Annotated in this window: 13 protein-coding genes, 2 tRNA genes and 1 other RNA gene; 9 read left to right on the forward strand and 7 right to left on the reverse strand. The window is 75.0% G+C overall.

The features are described 5' to 3' along the window. The first annotated feature begins 98 nt into the window (after positions 1 to 98). Complete coding sequence (locus ACIBAI_RS23920; RefSeq protein ID WP_399037316.1) at positions 99 to 572, forward strand: GNAT family N-acetyltransferase; 474 nt, start codon at positions 99 to 101, stop codon at positions 570 to 572. 24 nt (positions 573 to 596) lie between these two features. Here ACIBAI_RS23920 and arsB read toward each other — a convergent pair whose 3' ends face one another. Then, the gene (arsB, locus tag ACIBAI_RS23925) at positions 597 to 1,682 is read right to left on the reverse strand and encodes an ACR3 family arsenite efflux transporter (protein ID WP_399037233.1); all 1,086 of its coding nucleotides are present in this window, start codon (positions 1,680 to 1,682) and stop codon (positions 597 to 599) included. Beyond that, positions 1,679 to 1,987 carry an ArsR/SmtB family transcription factor gene (locus tag ACIBAI_RS23930; RefSeq protein ID WP_399037234.1) on the reverse strand — a complete coding sequence of 103 codons (309 nt, stop codon included), beginning with the start codon at positions 1,985 to 1,987 and terminating at the stop codon, positions 1,679 to 1,681. The genes arsB and ACIBAI_RS23930 overlap by 4 nt, the downstream gene beginning before the upstream one ends. A gap of 138 nt (positions 1,988 to 2,125) precedes the next feature. On the opposite strand from ACIBAI_RS23930, the gene ACIBAI_RS23935 reads away from it, so the two are divergent. Beyond that, positions 2,126 to 2,548 carry an arsenate reductase ArsC gene (locus ACIBAI_RS23935; RefSeq protein ID WP_399037235.1) on the forward strand — a complete coding sequence of 141 codons (423 nt, stop codon included), beginning with the start codon at positions 2,126 to 2,128 and terminating at the stop codon, positions 2,546 to 2,548. Between the two features lie 465 nt (positions 2,549 to 3,013). Here ACIBAI_RS23935 and ACIBAI_RS23940 read toward each other — a convergent pair whose 3' ends face one another. Further along, the gene (locus tag ACIBAI_RS23940) at positions 3,014 to 3,463 is read right to left on the reverse strand and encodes a WGxxGxxG family protein (RefSeq protein ID WP_399037237.1); all 450 of its coding nucleotides are present in this window, start codon (positions 3,461 to 3,463) and stop codon (positions 3,014 to 3,016) included. 209 nt (positions 3,464 to 3,672) lie between these two features. On the opposite strand from ACIBAI_RS23940, the gene ACIBAI_RS23945 reads away from it, so the two are divergent. Next, positions 3,673 to 3,801, forward strand: coding sequence for a hypothetical protein (locus ACIBAI_RS23945; RefSeq protein ID WP_399037238.1), 129 nt, complete (start codon positions 3,673 to 3,675; stop codon positions 3,799 to 3,801). Positions 3,802 to 3,844: 43 nt separating this feature from the next. On the opposite strand, the gene ACIBAI_RS23950 is transcribed toward ACIBAI_RS23945, so the two are convergent. Next, positions 3,845 to 3,932: transfer RNA gene (locus ACIBAI_RS23950), tRNA-Ser, on the reverse strand. 72 nt (positions 3,933 to 4,004) lie between these two features. On the opposite strand from ACIBAI_RS23950, the gene ffs reads away from it, so the two are divergent. From ffs to ACIBAI_RS23980, 6 genes are all read left to right on the forward strand, one after another. Next, positions 4,005 to 4,103, forward strand: an RNA gene (gene ffs / locus ACIBAI_RS23955) — signal recognition particle sRNA small type. 82 nt (positions 4,104 to 4,185) lie between these two features. Continuing rightward, positions 4,186 to 6,537 carry a DNA polymerase III subunit gamma and tau gene (locus tag ACIBAI_RS23960; RefSeq protein ID WP_399037240.1) on the forward strand — a complete coding sequence of 784 codons (2,352 nt, stop codon included), beginning with the start codon at positions 4,186 to 4,188 and terminating at the stop codon, positions 6,535 to 6,537. 164 nt (positions 6,538 to 6,701) lie between these two features. Beyond that, a complete protein-coding gene (gene purD / locus ACIBAI_RS23965) occupies positions 6,702 to 7,988 on the forward strand; it encodes a phosphoribosylamine--glycine ligase (RefSeq protein ID WP_399037241.1) in 1,287 nt (428 codons plus the stop codon). Between the two features lie 403 nt (positions 7,989 to 8,391). Then, positions 8,392 to 10,254: a hypothetical protein gene (locus ACIBAI_RS23970; RefSeq protein WP_399037243.1), complete on the forward strand. Its 1,863-nt coding sequence runs from the start codon at positions 8,392 to 8,394 to the stop codon at positions 10,252 to 10,254. 249 nt (positions 10,255 to 10,503) lie between these two features. Further along, positions 10,504 to 11,955, forward strand: a complete 1,452-nt coding sequence (locus tag ACIBAI_RS23975) for a N,N-dimethylformamidase beta subunit family domain-containing protein (RefSeq protein ID WP_399037244.1) — start codon at positions 10,504 to 10,506, stop codon at positions 11,953 to 11,955. 197 nt (positions 11,956 to 12,152) lie between these two features. Then, entirely contained in the window at positions 12,153 to 13,052 is a 900-nt protein-coding gene (locus ACIBAI_RS23980; RefSeq protein ID WP_399037245.1) for a phosphoribosylaminoimidazolesuccinocarboxamide synthase, read from the forward strand. 56 nt (positions 13,053 to 13,108) lie between these two features. Here ACIBAI_RS23980 and ACIBAI_RS23985 read toward each other — a convergent pair. From ACIBAI_RS23985 to ACIBAI_RS23995, 3 genes are all read right to left on the reverse strand, one after another. Beyond that, a tRNA-Gly gene (locus tag ACIBAI_RS23985) sits at positions 13,109 to 13,184 on the reverse strand. Between the two features lie 23 nt (positions 13,185 to 13,207). Further along, the gene (locus ACIBAI_RS23990; RefSeq protein WP_399037246.1) at positions 13,208 to 13,840 is read right to left on the reverse strand and encodes a response regulator; all 633 of its coding nucleotides are present in this window, start codon (positions 13,838 to 13,840) and stop codon (positions 13,208 to 13,210) included. Beyond that, entirely contained in the window at positions 13,837 to 15,114 is a 1,278-nt protein-coding gene (locus ACIBAI_RS23995) for a sensor histidine kinase (protein ID WP_399037248.1), read from the reverse strand. Before ACIBAI_RS23995 ends, ACIBAI_RS23990 begins: the two co-directional genes overlap by 4 nt. Positions 15,115 to 15,116: the final 2 nt, after the last annotated feature.

Below are 15,116 nucleotides of genomic sequence, written 5' to 3' on the forward strand. Positions count from 1 at the left end.
ACCGGACCGGGACCGGAATCCGGAACCCGCCGCCGAAGCCCCCAGGAGAGGCCGCCGTGTCCCACCCGTTCCCCGCGCCGGGCCCCACCGTCGTGCCGATGACCGCCGAGCACGCCGGCCAGGTCCTGGCGATCTACCAGGCGGGCATCGACGAGGGCGACGCCACCTTCGAGACGGCGGCGCCGACCTGGCCGGCCTTCGACGCGGCGAAGCTGCCCGCGCACCGCTTCGTGGCGCTGGACGAGGCCGGCGCGGTCCTCGGCTGGGTCGCCGTCACCCGGGTCTCCGACCGCCGCGCCTACGCCGGCGTCGTCGAGCACTCCGTCTACGTCGCTCCCGCCGCCCGGGGCCGCGGCGTGGCCGGCGCCCTGCTCGGGGCGCTGATCGCCGCCACGGAGGCGGCCGGGATCTGGACGATCCAGGCCGGGATCTTCCCCGAGAACACCGCCAGCCTCGCCCTGCACCGGCGCGCCGGCTTCCGCGTCATCGGCACCCGCGAGCGCGTCGGCCGCCACCACGGCCGCTGGCGCGACGTCGTCCTGGTCGAACGCCGCAGCCCCGCCGTCGTCTGACGGCCGCCCCGGCAGCCGGGGCGCTCAGGCCGGCCCGCGGGCGAACCGGCGTCGCCGGGCCAGGGAGACGTGCACGAGCGCGATCAGGACGGGCACCTCGATCAGCGGCCCGACCACACCCGACAGCGCCTGGCCTGAGGTCACGCCGAAGGTGGCGACGGCGACCGCGATCGCGAGCTCGAAGTTGTTGCCCGCCGCGGTGAAGGCGAGGGTGGCGGTGCGGTCGTAGGCGAGGCCGATCGCCTTGCCGAGCGCGAAGGTGCCGAACCACATCACCGCGAAGTACACCAGCAGCGGGACCGCGATCCGGGCCACGTCCAGCGGCCGGGAGGTGATCGTCCTCCCCTGCAGGGCGAAGAGGACGACGATCGTGAAGAGCAGGCCGTACAGCGCCCAGGGGCCGAGCCTCGGCAGGAAGCGCCGCTCGTAGCCCTCGCGGCCCATCCGCCGCTCGCCGACGCGGCGGGTGAGGAACCCGGCGAGCAGCGGGACGCCGAGGAAGACGACGACGTTCAGGGCGATCTCCCCCGTCGAGATGTCCAGGTGCTCGCCGTCGCCGAGGCCGAGCAGGCCGGGCAGCAGGTCGAGGTAGACCCAGCCGAGCAGGCCGAACGCCAGGACCTGGAAGACCGAGTTCAGCGCGACGAGCACGGCCGCGGCCTCGCGGTCGCCGCAGGCGAGGTCGTTCCAGATGACGACCATGGCGATGCAGCGGGCGAGGCCGACGACGACCAGGCCGGTGCGGTACTCGGGGAGGTCCGGCAGGAAGATCCAGGCCAGCGCGAACATCACCGCGGGCCCGACGATCCAGTTGACGATCAGCGACGAGACCATGAGCTTGCGGTCGCCGGTGACGGCGTCGAGCCCGTCGTAGCGGACCTTGGCCAGGACCGGGCACATCATGACCAGCAGGCCGAGGGCGATGGGCAGGGAGATCCCGCCGACCTCGGCCCTGGCCAGGGCGCCGTTCAGACCGGGGACCGCGCGCCCGAGCCCGAGGCCCACGGCCATGGCGATCAGGATCCAGACGGCGAGGAACCGGTCGAGCGTCGACAGCCGCGCGGCGACCGAGGAGTCCTCGCCGGCCGCGGGTGCTTCGGTGCGGGTCACGGGCAGGCCCTCCTGACGCCGGCGGTGTCGCGGGCGGCCCCGGCCAGTGCGGCGAACCGGCCGGCCAGCCGCTCGATGACGTCGGGGCACAGCCGGTAGTACGTGTACCGGCCGCACGGCTCGGTCTCCACGACCCCGGCCTCGCGCAGCACTCGCAGGTGGTTGGAGGGGGTGGTCTGCCGGGCTCCGGTCTCCTCCACCAGGTGGGTGGTGCACAGCGTCTCGCGGGCGAGCAGGGTCACGATGCGGAGCCTGAGCGGATCGCCCAGCACCCGGATCAGGTCAGCGTCGACTGATGTCAGCATGGGCTGATGCTGTCACGCGGCCCGGAACCGGTACCGGCCCGGCCGGTCCCGCCGTCACGAGGGCCTGCGGCGCCGCCCGCACCCCTGTCGGCCCTCGCTCGCCCCGCCCGCCCACGTGCGAAGGAAGCCCCGAACCCGATGTCCTCCACCACCCCGCTCGCCTCGGTTCTCTTCGTCTGCGTCCACAACGCGGGCCGTTCCCAGATGGCCGCCGGTTTCCTGCGCCACCTCGCGGGCGACCGCGTCGAGGTCCGCTCCGCCGGATCCCTCCCCGCCGACCGGGTCAACCCGGCCGCGGTCCGGGCCATGGAGGAGGCCGGCGTCGACATCTCCGACGCCGAGCCGAAGATCCTGACCGCCGAGGCCGTCCAGGCGTCGGACTACGTCATCACCATGGGCCGCGGCGACGCCTGCCCGGTCTTCCCCGGCAGGAAGTACCTCGACTGGGCCCTGGAGGACCCGGCCGGCAAGGGCGTCGAGGCCGTCCGCCCGATCCGGGACGAGATCCGCGGGCGCGTCGAGGCCCTCGTCGCGGAGATCGACGCCCGGCGGCGCGGGTGACACCGCCCACCGCGGCGCGGCCCGCGCACGGGGGCGGCCGGACCGTGGGACGAGCCTCACCCGGGATCCGTCCCGAACGGTCCCGTGCGAAGCGGAACGAGACGGGAACCGGGACGGCCCGGCCGGTGACCGGGCCGCCCCGTGAGCCGTGCGACCTTCTGGTCCGCGGCTCCGTGCAAGGGCGGTCGGTGAGGGGCGTACCGGTCGCGTGACGGCCTTGCGGGGATGCCGCCGGAAGAAGAAGCCGGTCGCCGTGGTTGCCGTCCTTCCCGCTGTACCGCCGTCCCGGAGCCGCATCCTTGCCGGGCCGGTCACGGGGGACGGACGACGCCGCCCGGCTCGAGCCACGCCGGTGGGGAGGGTTCACGAAGGTACGTCGTCGACGGGTTCCGTTCGCCCCCGTTGCCGCCGGACTCCGATGTCAGCCGGGAAGGCGGCCCTGACGGGCGTCCGGCTCGAAGGCGATCACTGGGAGTACGGGCCGCCGGCCCCCGTGCCGCGATGGGTTCCCGTGTCGGGCGTCTTCCGCCGACGGGGGATGAGACCGAGCAGACCCAGAAGGCCGGCGAGGCCCCACAGACCCCACCCTCCGTCGTCATCGTCGTTGTTGTCGTCCTGCGCTTGGCTCTGAGAGACCTGGGCGGTGGCTGCGTGGGGCATCACCGGCGCCTGCGCTTCCGCGGTGACCGCAGCGGGTCCCGCGAGGAGAGCCGCGGCCAGGAGAGCACCGATAGGCATGCGACGCATAGTTCCTCCTTGAATCACCCACGGGCGGGGTCTTGCACCCATATCGCGTGACGCCGGGGAGTCGCGCAACTCCAGAAGGAGAGAAAAATCCCCTGAAGCGGGATTCACGTTATTCGCCCAGGCTTGTCCGCAAATAGCGCAGATGGGCCGACCGGGTGAACCGATCATCCCGATTCACAGCCCCCTCGCTGCTCGAGCACCGGCCCACCGCTCACCCCGGCCTCCGTCCAGCCCGCCGCCGAACCGCGCACACCGCCTACGGGCCCGAAGGCGGGAGCGACGCCCGCCGCGCCGCCGCGACCGTGCCGCCGGTCCTCGGCGTCCCGGACGTCGCGATCGACTCGATCACAGGGCGGGAGCCCCGGGGAGCGGCGCGGATGCGGGCCCGCCGCATCCATGTGACGGGGATCATGCTCCGCAAGGTCGCCCGGCAGGTCGCGGACGCGCTCCGGGAGCCGCCCGCCACCAGCGGAGAGGCCGACCGGGACGGAAGCCGGGACGGGTGAACGCCAGAGGGCCGGACCGCTTTCGCGGTCCGGCCCTCTGGGCTGGCGGAGGATACGAGATTCGAACTCGTGAGGGGTTGCCCCCAACACGCTTTCCAAGCGTGCGCCCTAGGCCTCTAGGCGAATCCTCCGCCGGAAACATTACATGACCGAGAGGAGTGCTCGCGAACTCGTTCCCGGCCGGTCGCATCGGGTAGGCTTGGCGAAGCCCCTCACGCGGCGCTATCTGACTGAACTCCCCCAGGGCCGGAAGGCAGCAAGGGTAGGTCGGCTCTGGCGGGTGCGTGGGGGGCGCTCGCGTTCCCGGGGCGGGGCACCGCCGGGGGATCCGGGCGGGCTCGCGGGCGAGGTCCTTTGTCGGTGGGCGCCTATAACCTCGTAGGCGTGTCGTCTCTCGCGCTGTACCGCCGCTATCGCCCGGAGTCGTTCGCCGAGGTCATCGGGCAGGAGCATGTCACCGACCCGCTGCAGCAGGCGCTGCGGAACAACCGGGTCAATCACGCATACCTGTTCAGCGGTCCGCGCGGGTGCGGCAAGACGACCAGCGCGCGGATCCTGGCCCGCTGCCTGAACTGCGAGAAGGGACCGACGCCGACGCCGTGCGGCGAGTGCCAGTCCTGCCGCGACCTGGCCAGGAACGGGCCCGGCTCGATCGACGTCATCGAGATCGACGCCGCTTCGCACGGTGGCGTGGACGACGCTCGTGACCTGCGGGAGAAGGCGTTCTTCGGGCCCGCCCACAGCCGGTACAAGATCTACATCATCGACGAGGCCCACATGGTCACGTCGGCCGGCTTCAACGCGCTGCTGAAGGTGGTCGAGGAGCCGCCCGAGCACCTCAAGTTCATCTTCGCCACGACCGAGCCCGAGAAGGTCATCGGGACGATCCGGTCCAGGACCCACCACTATCCGTTCCGGCTCGTCCCGCCCGGAACCCTCCGGGAGTACCTCGCCGAGGTGTGCCGGAAGGAGGACATCCCCGTCGAGGACGGGGTGCTGCCGCTCGTCGTGCGGGCCGGCGGCGGGTCCGTGCGCGACTCCATGTCCGTCATGGACCAGTTGCTGGCGGGCGCCGGCGACGAGGGCGTGACGTACGCCATGGCGACCGCCCTGCTCGGATACACGGACGGATCGCTGCTCGACTCCGTCGTCGAGGCATTCGCCTCCGGTGACGGCGCCGCGGCCTTCGAGGTCGTGGACCGCGTCATCGAGGGCGGCAACGACCCGCGCCGCTTCGTCGCCGACCTGCTGGAGCGGCTGCGTGACCTGGTCATCCTGGCCGCCGTGCCGGACGCCGCGGAGAAGGGGCTCATCGACGCGCCGGCGGACGTCGTGGAGCGGATGCAGGCCCAGGCGCGTTCCTTCGGCGCCGCCGAACTCAGCCGCGCCGCCGACCTGGTCAACGACGGGCTGACCGAGATGCGGGGCGCCACCTCGCCCCGCCTCCAGCTCGAACTGATCTGCGCGCGCGTCCTGCTGCCCGCCGCCTACGGCGACGAGCGGTCCGTCATGGCCCGCCTGGACCGCATCGAGCGGGGCGTGAGCTTCTCCGCGGGAGCGGGCACGCCCGCGACGGGGTACGCGCCCGGGCCGGAGGCCCACGGGGGAACCGCGGCGCTGCCGGTTCCGCCGGGCGGCGGGCCCGCCGCGGCACGAGCGGCGGTGCGGGGCGCCGGCGCGCCCGGAACCGGCGGTGCGGCGCACGGGAGCGGCGGTCCGGCCGGGGTGAACGCGCCCGCCGGGTCCACGGGCGCGGCCGGCGGCGGCGCGGTTCCGGCCGGGCAGGGCGCCGGCGCGCCGGCCGCGGGCGCCGGTCCCGGCGGCTCCGGACCCGTCCCCGGCGGCGGTCCGGCAGCCGGTTCCCTCGGCGGCGGTCCCGCCGGCGCGCCCCAGCGGCCGCAGGACCCGGCCGCTTCCGCCCCGGCTCCCGCCGCCCCCGGCGCCTGGCCCACCCCGGCGGCCGCCGGCAGCGGCCGACGGCCCGGGGGCTGGCCCACGGCGGCACCCGCGGGCGGCGGACGTCCCGCGCCGGCGCCCGGCGCGCCCGCCCCGCAGTCCCCGTCCGCGCCGGGCGCGCCCGCCCCGCAGCGGACCCCGCCCCCGGCGGCGGCCCCCGCAGCCCCCGGCGGCCTCGACCCCCGCTCGCTCTGGCCGGACATCCTGGACGCGGTCAAGAACCGCCGTCGCTTCACCTGGATCCTGCTCAGCCAGAACGCCCAGGTCGCCGGCTTCGACGGCACGACCCTCCAGCTCGGGTTCGTCAACGGCGGCGCCCGCGACAACTTCCTGAGCAGCGGCAGCGAGGACGTGCTGCGGCAGGCCCTGGCCGAGCAGTTCAACGTCCAGTGGAAGATCGAGGCGATCGTCGACCCGTCCGGCGGCTCGGCGCCCCCGCCGCCCGCCGGCTTCGCGGGCGGCACCGCCGGCGGCGGCTACGGCGGTGGCGGCTACGGCGGCGGGACCGGCGGACACGGCGGCCCCGGCGCCGGGGCGCCCGCACCGCGTCCGGCGGCGCCCCGTCCGGCGGCGCCGGTGGCCGCAGCCCCGCCCGCCGCGGCGGCGGCCGCTCCGGCTTCCGCTCCCCGGCCCTCCGCCCCGGAGCCGCCCCCGGTCTCCCCCGAGGACGACATCCCCGAGGACGACGACCCCGACCTCGACGAGTCCGCCCTCTCCGGTCAGGAACTGATCGTGCGGGAACTGGGGGCGACCGTGGTGGAGGAGTTCGTGAACGAGTAGGCCCACCGGGTGCCGGCCGGGCCGGGCACCGGTCGGCGAGTCCAGTGAGACGGCGGCGGGCCACGGGCGCCGCCCGGCGCCCGCCCCCTTTGGAGGAACGTACGAACACCCCCTCCCGGCTCCCTCGGCGACCCGCACGAACCGGCTCCCGTTAGGCTGACCCCGTGAAGGTCCTCGTCATCGGCAGCGGCGCCCGCGAACACGCCCTGTGCCGCTCCCTGTCCCTCGACCCCGACGTCACCGCGCTGCACTGCGCCCCCGGCAACGCCGGCATCGCCGAGGTCGCCGAGTTGCACCGGGTCGACGCCCTGGACGGCCGGGCCGTCTCCGGCCTGGCCCGGGAACTCGGCGTCGACCTGGTCGTGGTCGGCCCGGAGGCCCCCCTCGTGGCCGGGGTCGCCGACGCCGTGCGCGAGGCGGGCATCGCGGTCTTCGGCCCCTCCGGGGAGGCCGCCCGCATCGAGGGTTCCAAGGCCTTCGCCAAGGACGTCATGGCGGCGGCCGGAGTCCCGACGGCGCGCTCCTACGTCTGCACGACGCCCGAGGAGGTCGACGCGGCCCTGGACGCCTTCGGCGCCCCGTACGTCGTCAAGGACGACGGGCTCGCCGCCGGCAAGGGCGTCGTCGTCACGAGCGACATCGAGACGGCGAGGGCGCACGCCGGCGCCTGCATCGGGGTGCCTTCCGCGCCGTCCGGGCAGCGGGGGCGGGTCGTCGTCGAGGAGTACCTCGACGGCCCCGAGGTCTCCCTCTTCGCGATCACCGACGGCGAGACCGTCCTCCCGCTGCGGCCCGCCCAGGACTTCAAGCGCGCCCTCGACGGCGACGAGGGACCGAACACCGGCGGCATGGGCGCGTACTCGCCGCTGCCGTGGGCCGACCCGAAGCTGGTCGACGAGGTCGTGGAGACGGTTCTGCAGCCGACCGTCGACGAGATGCGCCGCCGCGGCACGCCCTTCTCCGGCCTGCTCTACGCCGGTCTGGCGATCACCTCCCGCGGCGTCCGCGTGATCGAGTTCAACGCCCGCTTCGGCGACCCCGAGACCCAGGTCGTCCTCGCCCGCCTGAAGACGCCGCTCGCCGGCGTCCTGATGGCCGCCGCCACCGGCAACCTCGCCGACCTGGAACCCCTGCGCTGGAGCGAGGACGCGGCCGTCACGGTGGTCGTCGCCTCGCACAACTACCCCGGCACCCCGCGCACCGGCGACCCGGTCACCGGCCTCGACGAGGTGGCGGCCCAGGACGCCCCGCACGCCTACGTGCTGCACGCCGGCACCCGGCGCGAGGGCGACGCGATCGTCAGCGCCGGCGGCCGCGTCCTGTCCGTCACGGCCACGGGCAAGGACCTCGCCGAGGCCCGCGACCGCGCCTACCGCGCCGTCTCCCGCATCCGCCTCGACGGCTCCCAGCACCGTACGGACATCGCGGCGAAGGCGGCGGCGCAGGCATAGCCCGTTCCCGGCCGTCGCCGGACGCCCCACGGCGGGCGCCGCACCGCCCGCCGAAGCCGATGAACCCCGCAGGCCCCGGATCGCAAGCCCAGGATCCGGGGCCTTTCGCTCGGAGCCGGAGTCCTTCGCCCGGAGCCGGAGTCCTTCACCCGGAGCCGGAGCCGCGGAGGCCGGAACCGGGGCCTGACCCTCGCGGTACGTCACCCACCTCTCCCCAAGGCCATTCCATCGAGTGACCGATGACCTATACGGCTGACGAGGGTGGAGGCCCCAACTAGGGTGCGGCGCAAGCGGTCCGGCACTTGGCCCACCGGCATTGCGATGTCGGTGGCGGGTGTCACAGTGGGGGAGTGGGCAACACCAGGAAGACGCCAGGACGGCTGGAAGGGGGCGAGACCCGGTTGTGACCGGTACGGGTGTGGAGGCGGGCGCGCAGGCCGCGCGCTCCCGAGCGGTGGCCGTGCTGCGCATGCGCAGCCGGGCGCTGGCCGTCGCGCTGCTGCCCGCGGCCGCCGCCGTGATCCTGCTCGCCGGCGCTTCCACCGGCCACCTCGTCGGCCCGGGCTGGGAGGCCGCCCGCTGGACCGTGACCGTCCTCGCGCTCCTCGTGCTGCTCGCCGCCGGCGGCATCGCCCTGACCGTCGCCCGCGCCCGCCCCGCCATGAGCCCCACGGTCCCGGTCCCGGAGGCCTCGGCGCCCGACCTGTACCGGATGGTGCGCGACCTGGCCGACCGGCTCGACGTACCCGCCCCGTCGGCGATAGCGCTCACCCCGGACTGCGACAGCTGGCTGGAGGACCGCACCCACCCGGCCCACGGCCCGCCCCCGCCGGAGGAGCACGACCGGACGGGAGGCGCCGGCGGATTCCCCCGCCGCCGGTCCGCCACCGCGCCCGTCCTCGTCATAGGCTCCCCGTTCCTGTGGTGGATGCGCGTCGGCGAGCTGCGCGCGGTCCTCGCCCCGGTCGTCGCCGGTACGGAACCGTCGGCGCACCCGGACATAGCCGCCGCCCGCCGCTTCGTCCGCGGCCTGGACGCCGCGGTGGCGGTGACCTCGGACCGCGGCCGCAGCCCCGTGTCCCGGGCGATGCGCGCGGGCGTCGGCTGGGTGTCCCGGCTCCTGCTGCGCAGCTGCGAGAGCCACGCCACCGAGATGGAGCGCGGGGTCGCGGCCGCCGCCGCCGAACGCGCGCAGGCCGTGGACTACGGCCTGCGCATCGTCGCCCAGGAACAGGTGGGCCTGGCGTACGCGGGCTGGGACCGGCTGCTCACCCGCGTGGCGCTGCCCGCCTGGCGGATGGGCCGCTGGCCCGCCCGGCTGGACGCGGGCGTGGTCGCGGCGCTCACGGAGCTGTCCCGCCGGGACCGCCTGGCCGAGGGCTTCACCTCCCGCCTCGGCGAGCGTCCCGCCTGCGACCTGCTGGAAGAGCCCGGCACGATCGACGAGGCGGTCTCCTTCCTCGCCGCCCGGCTCTTCCACGGCGGCCCCGCCGAGCCCGGCCCGGACTGGTCCCCGGTGGAGTGGGACGAATACCCGGAGGAGGTCGTCGACCGCAAGTGGCGCACCGACGCGGCCCGCCTCCACCGCGTCCTGGACACCCTGGGCGTCCGCCGCGCCCCCGGAAGCGCCGGCCCGCACGCCGACGGCCCCACCCTGACCCGCGTCCTCGACCACCTCACGGATCCGCCCGCCACCAGGAGCCGGACGGACCGCGCGAGCCGGAGGGCCCGAACCGGGCCGCCCCGTCCCTTCGCGCCCACCGAATCCTCCCGGCCCGCCGCCCCCGTCACCGCCGCCCCCGCCCCGCCCCCTCCCCCCGCCATGCGGGCCGAGGAGGAGGACCTCTCCGGCACCACCCCCCGCAGCGCCGCCCTGGCCGCGGGACTCAGCGCCGAGCTGGCCCGGGAGGAGGCCGCCGCCCGGACCGTGCCGGCCGAGGCGCCCCCCGCCGGCCGCACCGTCCCCGACCCGCCCCTCCGGGACGACCGGGCGCTCCCCCTCTTCCCGCTCCAGCCGCCGCGCACCGCCCGCGAACTCCTGACCGACCACATCACGGCGATGGTGTGCTGCGCCGCGATGGACACCGCCGGCGCGACCCCGGGCCTCGACTGGCTCGACGGCCCGTCCCTGATGATCAATGGGGAACGGGCGGCCGACCTGGCTCCCGGAGTCCTCGCCCTCGTCGAGTCGGGCGACCCGGCTCCCCTGCGCGCCTGGCTGGCCGAGCTCGGCATACGCCCGGAGAAGCCGGTACGGCTGGTCTGAGGCCCCCGGCGCCCCCGTAAATCGGAGCTTTCCGTTCCACTTCCTGTCGATTTGCGACGAACGGTGAAAACCGGCGTGCGTTATGTGATGTGCTGAGACCGATCGCGCTCATGGCAAAGACAGGCGGCACAGGACAGTCGCCACAGTCGCCGTCCACCCGCGAGCGAGCCCGTGAAGGGTCCGAGGTCACCGCGGACCGCCACGCACACGCCACAGCCGACCACGGGGCACAAGGGAGGGGAATCACCCATGGGGCCGGAGCAGATCCGCCGCTGGGAGTCGGGAGCACGCGCGCACGCCGTGACGGATCCCTTCGGGCAGGGCCCCGTCCCCTGGCTGCGCGGCGGCGAGACGTACTTCGACGACACCGGCCTGGTGGTCCCCTGGTACGCGGACGAGCGCCGCTCCACCGGCGGCCCCCGCGCCGCCGACGACGTCCACCAGCAGATCAAGGGCTTCGCCTCCACCGGCGCGGTCGCGCCCGGCGAGGCCGTCGACTTCCACGTCACCGTCGACCCGCCGCAGGAGTTCGCCGTCGACGTCTACCGCATCGGCCACTACGGCGGCGACGGGGCCGCCAAGATCACCACCAGCCCCCGGCTGTCCGGCATCGTCCAGCCCCGGCCGCTGACGGCCGACCGCACGGTCTCCTGCCACCACTGGTGGCTGTCCTGGCGGCTGCAGATCCCGTCGTACTGGAGCGTCGGCGCGTACGTCGCCGTCCTCACCACCGCCGACGGCCACCGCTCCCACGTCCCCTTCACCGTCCGCGACGCCCAGCCGGCCGACCTGCTGCTCGTCCTGCCGGACATCACCTGGCAGGCGTACAACCTCTACCCGGAGGACGGCCGCACCGGCGCCAGCTTCTACCACGCCTGGGACGAGGACGGCCGGCTGCTGGGCGAGGCCGACGCCGCGACGACGGTCTCCTTCGACCGCCCGTACGCCGGCGCCGGCCTCCCGCTGCACATCGGCCACGCCTACGACGTCATCCGCTGGGCCGAGCGCTACGGCTACGACCTCGCCTACGCCGACGCCCGCGATCTGCACGCCGGGTACGTCGACCCCGCCCGGTACCGCGGCCTGCTCTTCCCCGGCCACGACGAGTACTGGTCGCTGCCCATGCGCCGCACCGTCGAACGCGCCCGCGACCAGGGCACCTCGCTGGTCTTCCTCTCCGCCAACACCCTGTACTGGCAGGTGGAACTGGGCCCGTCCCCGTCCGGCGCCCCCGACCGGCTGCTCACCTGCCGCAAACGCAGGGGCCCGGGCAAACCCGTCCTCTGGCGCGAGATCGACCGCCCCGAACAGGAACTGCTCGGCATCCAGTACGCCGGCCAGGTCCCCGAGCCGCACCCGCTGATCGTCCGCAACGCCGGCCACTGGGTCTGGGAGGCGACCGGCGCCGGCGAGGGCGACGGGATCGAGGGACTGGTGGCGGGCGAGGCCGACCGCTACTTCCCGCGCACCCCGCTCCCCGACCACGAGGAGCGCGTCCTGCTCGCCCACTCCCCCTACACCGACGGCGAGGGCGCCCCGCGCCACCAGGAGACGTCCCTCTACCGCGCGCCGTCCGGCGCCTGGGTCTTCGCGTCCGGGACGTTCGCCTGGTCCCCGGCCCTGGACCGCCCCGGACACGTCGACGCCCGTATCCAGCGCGCCACCGCCAACCTCCTGGACCGCATCTGCAAGAGCGACTGACCCCTGGCCCCCTCCGTAGCCGCCCCCCGCCGCCACACGCCGGGTCCGCCGCCCCCGTGACCGCCCCGCTCGCGCCCCACGGCCGGCCCCCGCCGGAACACGCCCCGTCCGCCGCCCCCGGGCGGGAACCCGATGTCTCCGGTCACCCCCCGGTACGGGAGAATCGGGACCATTGGACAGAACCACGGGGAGGAACCGTGTCCGGATTCGTCGAAAAGCCCGAGCCGATCCAGGTTCCGGGCCTGGTGCACCTGCACACCGGGAAGGTGCGCGAGCTGTACCAGAACGAGGCGGGCGACCTCGTGATGGTCGCCAGCGACCGCATCTCCGCCTACGACTGGGTGCTGCCGACCGAGATCCCCGACAAGGGCCGCATCCTCACCCAGCTCTCCCTGTGGTGGTTCGACCAGCTCGCCGACCTGGTGCCGAACCACGTGCTGAGCACCGAGCTGCCCGAGGGCGCCCCCGCCGGCTGGGCGGGCCGCACCCTGGTCTGCAAGTCCCTGCGGATGGTCCCCGTGGAGTGCGTGGCCCGCGGCTACCTCACCGGCTCGGGCCTGGCCGAGTACGACGAGTCCCGCACCGTCTGCGGCCTCGCCCTCCCCGAGGGCCTCGTCGACGGCTCGGAGCTCCCCGCCCCGATCTTCACCCCGGCCACCAAGGCCGCGGTCGGCGAGCACGACGAGAACGTCTCCTACGAGGAGGTCGCCCGCCAGGTCGGCGCGGACACCGCGGCCCGGCTGCGCCAGGCGACCCTCGCCGCGTACTCCCGCGCCCGCGACATCGCCCGCGACCGGGGGATCATCCTCGCCGACACCAAGTTCGAGTTCGGTTTCGAGGGCGACCGGCTGGTCCTCGCGGACGAGGTGCTCACCCCGGACTCCTCCCGCTTCTGGCCGGCCGACCAGTGGCAGCCGGGCCGGGCGCAGCCGTCGTACGACAAGCAGTTCGTCCGCGACTGGCTGACCTCGCCGGAGTCCGGCTGGGACCGCAGGGGCGAGCAGCCCCCGCCGCCGCTGCCGCAGCAGGTGGTGGAGGCGACCCGCGCCAAGTACGTGGAGGCGTACGAGCGGCTGACCGGCACCGCCTGGAGCTGACCGGCGGCACGACGAAGGCCCCGGTCGTCGACCGGGGCCTTCGCTGTGTCCTGACGTGGAGCGGACGACGAGGCTCGAACTCGCGACCTCAACCTTGGCAAGGTTGCGCTCTACCAACTGAGCTACGTCCGCGTTGCGCCGTGGCGCGAGAGCAACTATACCCAACCTCGCTCGCGGGCGAGACGCACCGCCGCGTGCCGGTTCTCCACGCCGAGCTTGGAGGTGGCCGACGACAGATAGTTCCGTACGGTCCCCGGTGACAGCGCGGCCCGCTCGGCGATCTCCGCGACGGGCGCCCCGTCGGCGGCCAGTTCCAGCACCTCCGCCTCACGCGCGGTCAGCGGCGAGTCCCCGGCGGAGATCGCGTCGGCGGCCAACTCCGGATCGACGTAACGGTTTCCGGCGTACACGGTCCGGATGATCTCGGCGAGCCGCTGCGCGCTGACGGTCTTCGGGACGAACCCCCGCACACCCGCCGCGAGCGCCCGCTTCAGGTGCCCGGGCCGCCCGTGACTGGTGACGATCAGCACCTTGCAGGCGGGCAGTTCGGCGCGCAGGGATGTGGCGACCCGCACACCGTCCGCACCCGGCATCTGCAGGTCCAGGACGGCGACGTCGGGCGCGTGCGCCCGCGCCATCGCCAGCGCCTCGGGCCCGGTGGCGGCCTCGGCGACGACCGTCAGGTCGTCCTCCAGGGACAGCAGGGCGGCGAGCGCGCCCCGGATGAGGTGCTCGTCGTCGGCGAGCAGGAGCCGGACGGGCGGTGCGGACGGCACGGGAGACGTCATGAGGCGACCTCGCTCACAGGACGGCGGACGGCGGGCCCGGGGCCGGGTGCTCCCGCCGGCAGCGGTACCTCCGCGGTCAGCCGGAACAGCCCCCGCCCGGCCGGTCCGGCGCGCAGCGTCCCGCCGATGCCCGCCAGCCGCTCCCGCAGCCCGGCCAGCCCGGACCCGGTGCCGCCGGCCTCCTCCGGCGCCCCGTCGTTCTCCACGGACAGCACCGCCCGCCGCTGCGACACCCGGAGCCGTACCGCGCAGTGCCGCGCGTCCCCGTGCCGCAGCACGTTGGTCGCCGCCTCCCGCACGACCCAGCCCAGCGCCGACTGCACCGGCGCCGGCAGCCCGTCGGCGGACCCGGTGACCGTGCAGTCGATGCCGGCGGCCGCCAACACGCCCTGCGCCCCGGCGAGTTCGGCGCCGAGGTCGATCTCCCGGTAGCCGCGCACCACTTCGCGCACCTCCCGCTGCGACTCCTGCGCCAGCCGCTGCACCTCGATCATCTGCGTCACGGCCTCGGGCCGCCCCCGCTGGGCGAGCTGCACGGCCAGCTCGCTCTTGAGGGCGATCACGGCCAGGTTCCGCCCCATCACGTCGTGCAGGTCCCGCCCGAACCGCAGCCGCTCCTCGGCGACGGCGAGCCGGGCCTCGGTCTCGCGGGCCCGTTCGGCCTCCCACAGCACGGCCAGCGTCCAGGCCCCGCACCGCGACATCAGCAGGGCCATGCCCGTGGTCAGCAGCACCAGCCCCGCCAGGGCGGCCAGCCCGATCCCGGTGATGTCGGTGGCCGCGGCGTGCGCGGCCACGACCGCCGCGCCGGCCGCGCCGAACCGGGTGAGGAACCGCCGCACCGGCACGACCAGGCAGTACGCGCAGCCGAAGGGGAGCAGCGCGTAGAGGGTGACGAAGCCGATGACCCCCTCGTCCATGCCGTGCACGACCTGCAGCGCCACCGTCACCGCCAGCACCGCGCCCAGCAGCGCGGCCGACTCGGCGAGCCCGCGCCGCGGCATCCCGCCCCGGCCCAGGTAGGCGTCGACCGCCTGCCGCTGCAGCCGGTTGCCGAAGAAGGCCTGGGCCGCGCCGAGGGCGAGCAGCAGCCCGCCGAGCGCCCAGTCCAGCGGACGGTCCCGCAGGGCGGGCGGCAGGGGCGCCGCGCACCAGCCGACGTAGAAGAACCAGATCGAGCACTGCCACACGAGCCGGTACTGCAGCTCCACCCGCTCGGCCTTGCTGCGCTCGTGCCACTGGCGCCGCTGCCATCCCCGTATCCGGCCCAGCACCG

The sequence above is a fragment of the Streptomyces sp. NPDC051041 genome (assembly GCF_044456065.1).
GTDB lineage: Bacteria > Actinomycetota > Actinomycetes > Streptomycetales > Streptomycetaceae > Streptomyces > Streptomyces glaucus.

Excerpts from the sequence above, each read along its gene's own strand:
- ACIBAI_RS23920 (WP_399037316.1), top strand. The coding sequence starts at position 99 with ATGACCGCCGAGCACGCCGGCCAGGTCCTGGCGATCTACCAGGCGGGC.
- ACIBAI_RS23935 (WP_399037235.1), top strand. The coding sequence starts at position 2,126 with ATGTCCTCCACCACCCCGCTCGCCTCGGTTCTCTTCGTCTGCGTCCAC.
- ACIBAI_RS23930 (WP_399037234.1), bottom strand. The coding sequence starts at position 1,987 with ATGCTGACATCAGTCGACGCTGACCTGATCCGGGTGCTGGGCGATCCG.
- ACIBAI_RS23975 (WP_399037244.1), top strand. The coding sequence starts at position 10,504 with ATGGGGCCGGAGCAGATCCGCCGCTGGGAGTCGGGAGCACGCGCGCAC.
- ACIBAI_RS23940 (WP_399037237.1), bottom strand. The coding sequence starts at position 3,463 with ATGATCGGTTCACCCGGTCGGCCCATCTGCGCTATTTGCGGACAAGCC.
- ACIBAI_RS23990 (WP_399037246.1), bottom strand. The coding sequence starts at position 13,840 with ATGACGTCTCCCGTGCCGTCCGCACCGCCCGTCCGGCTCCTGCTCGCC.
- ACIBAI_RS23945 (WP_399037238.1), top strand. The coding sequence starts at position 3,673 with ATGCGGGCCCGCCGCATCCATGTGACGGGGATCATGCTCCGCAAGGTC.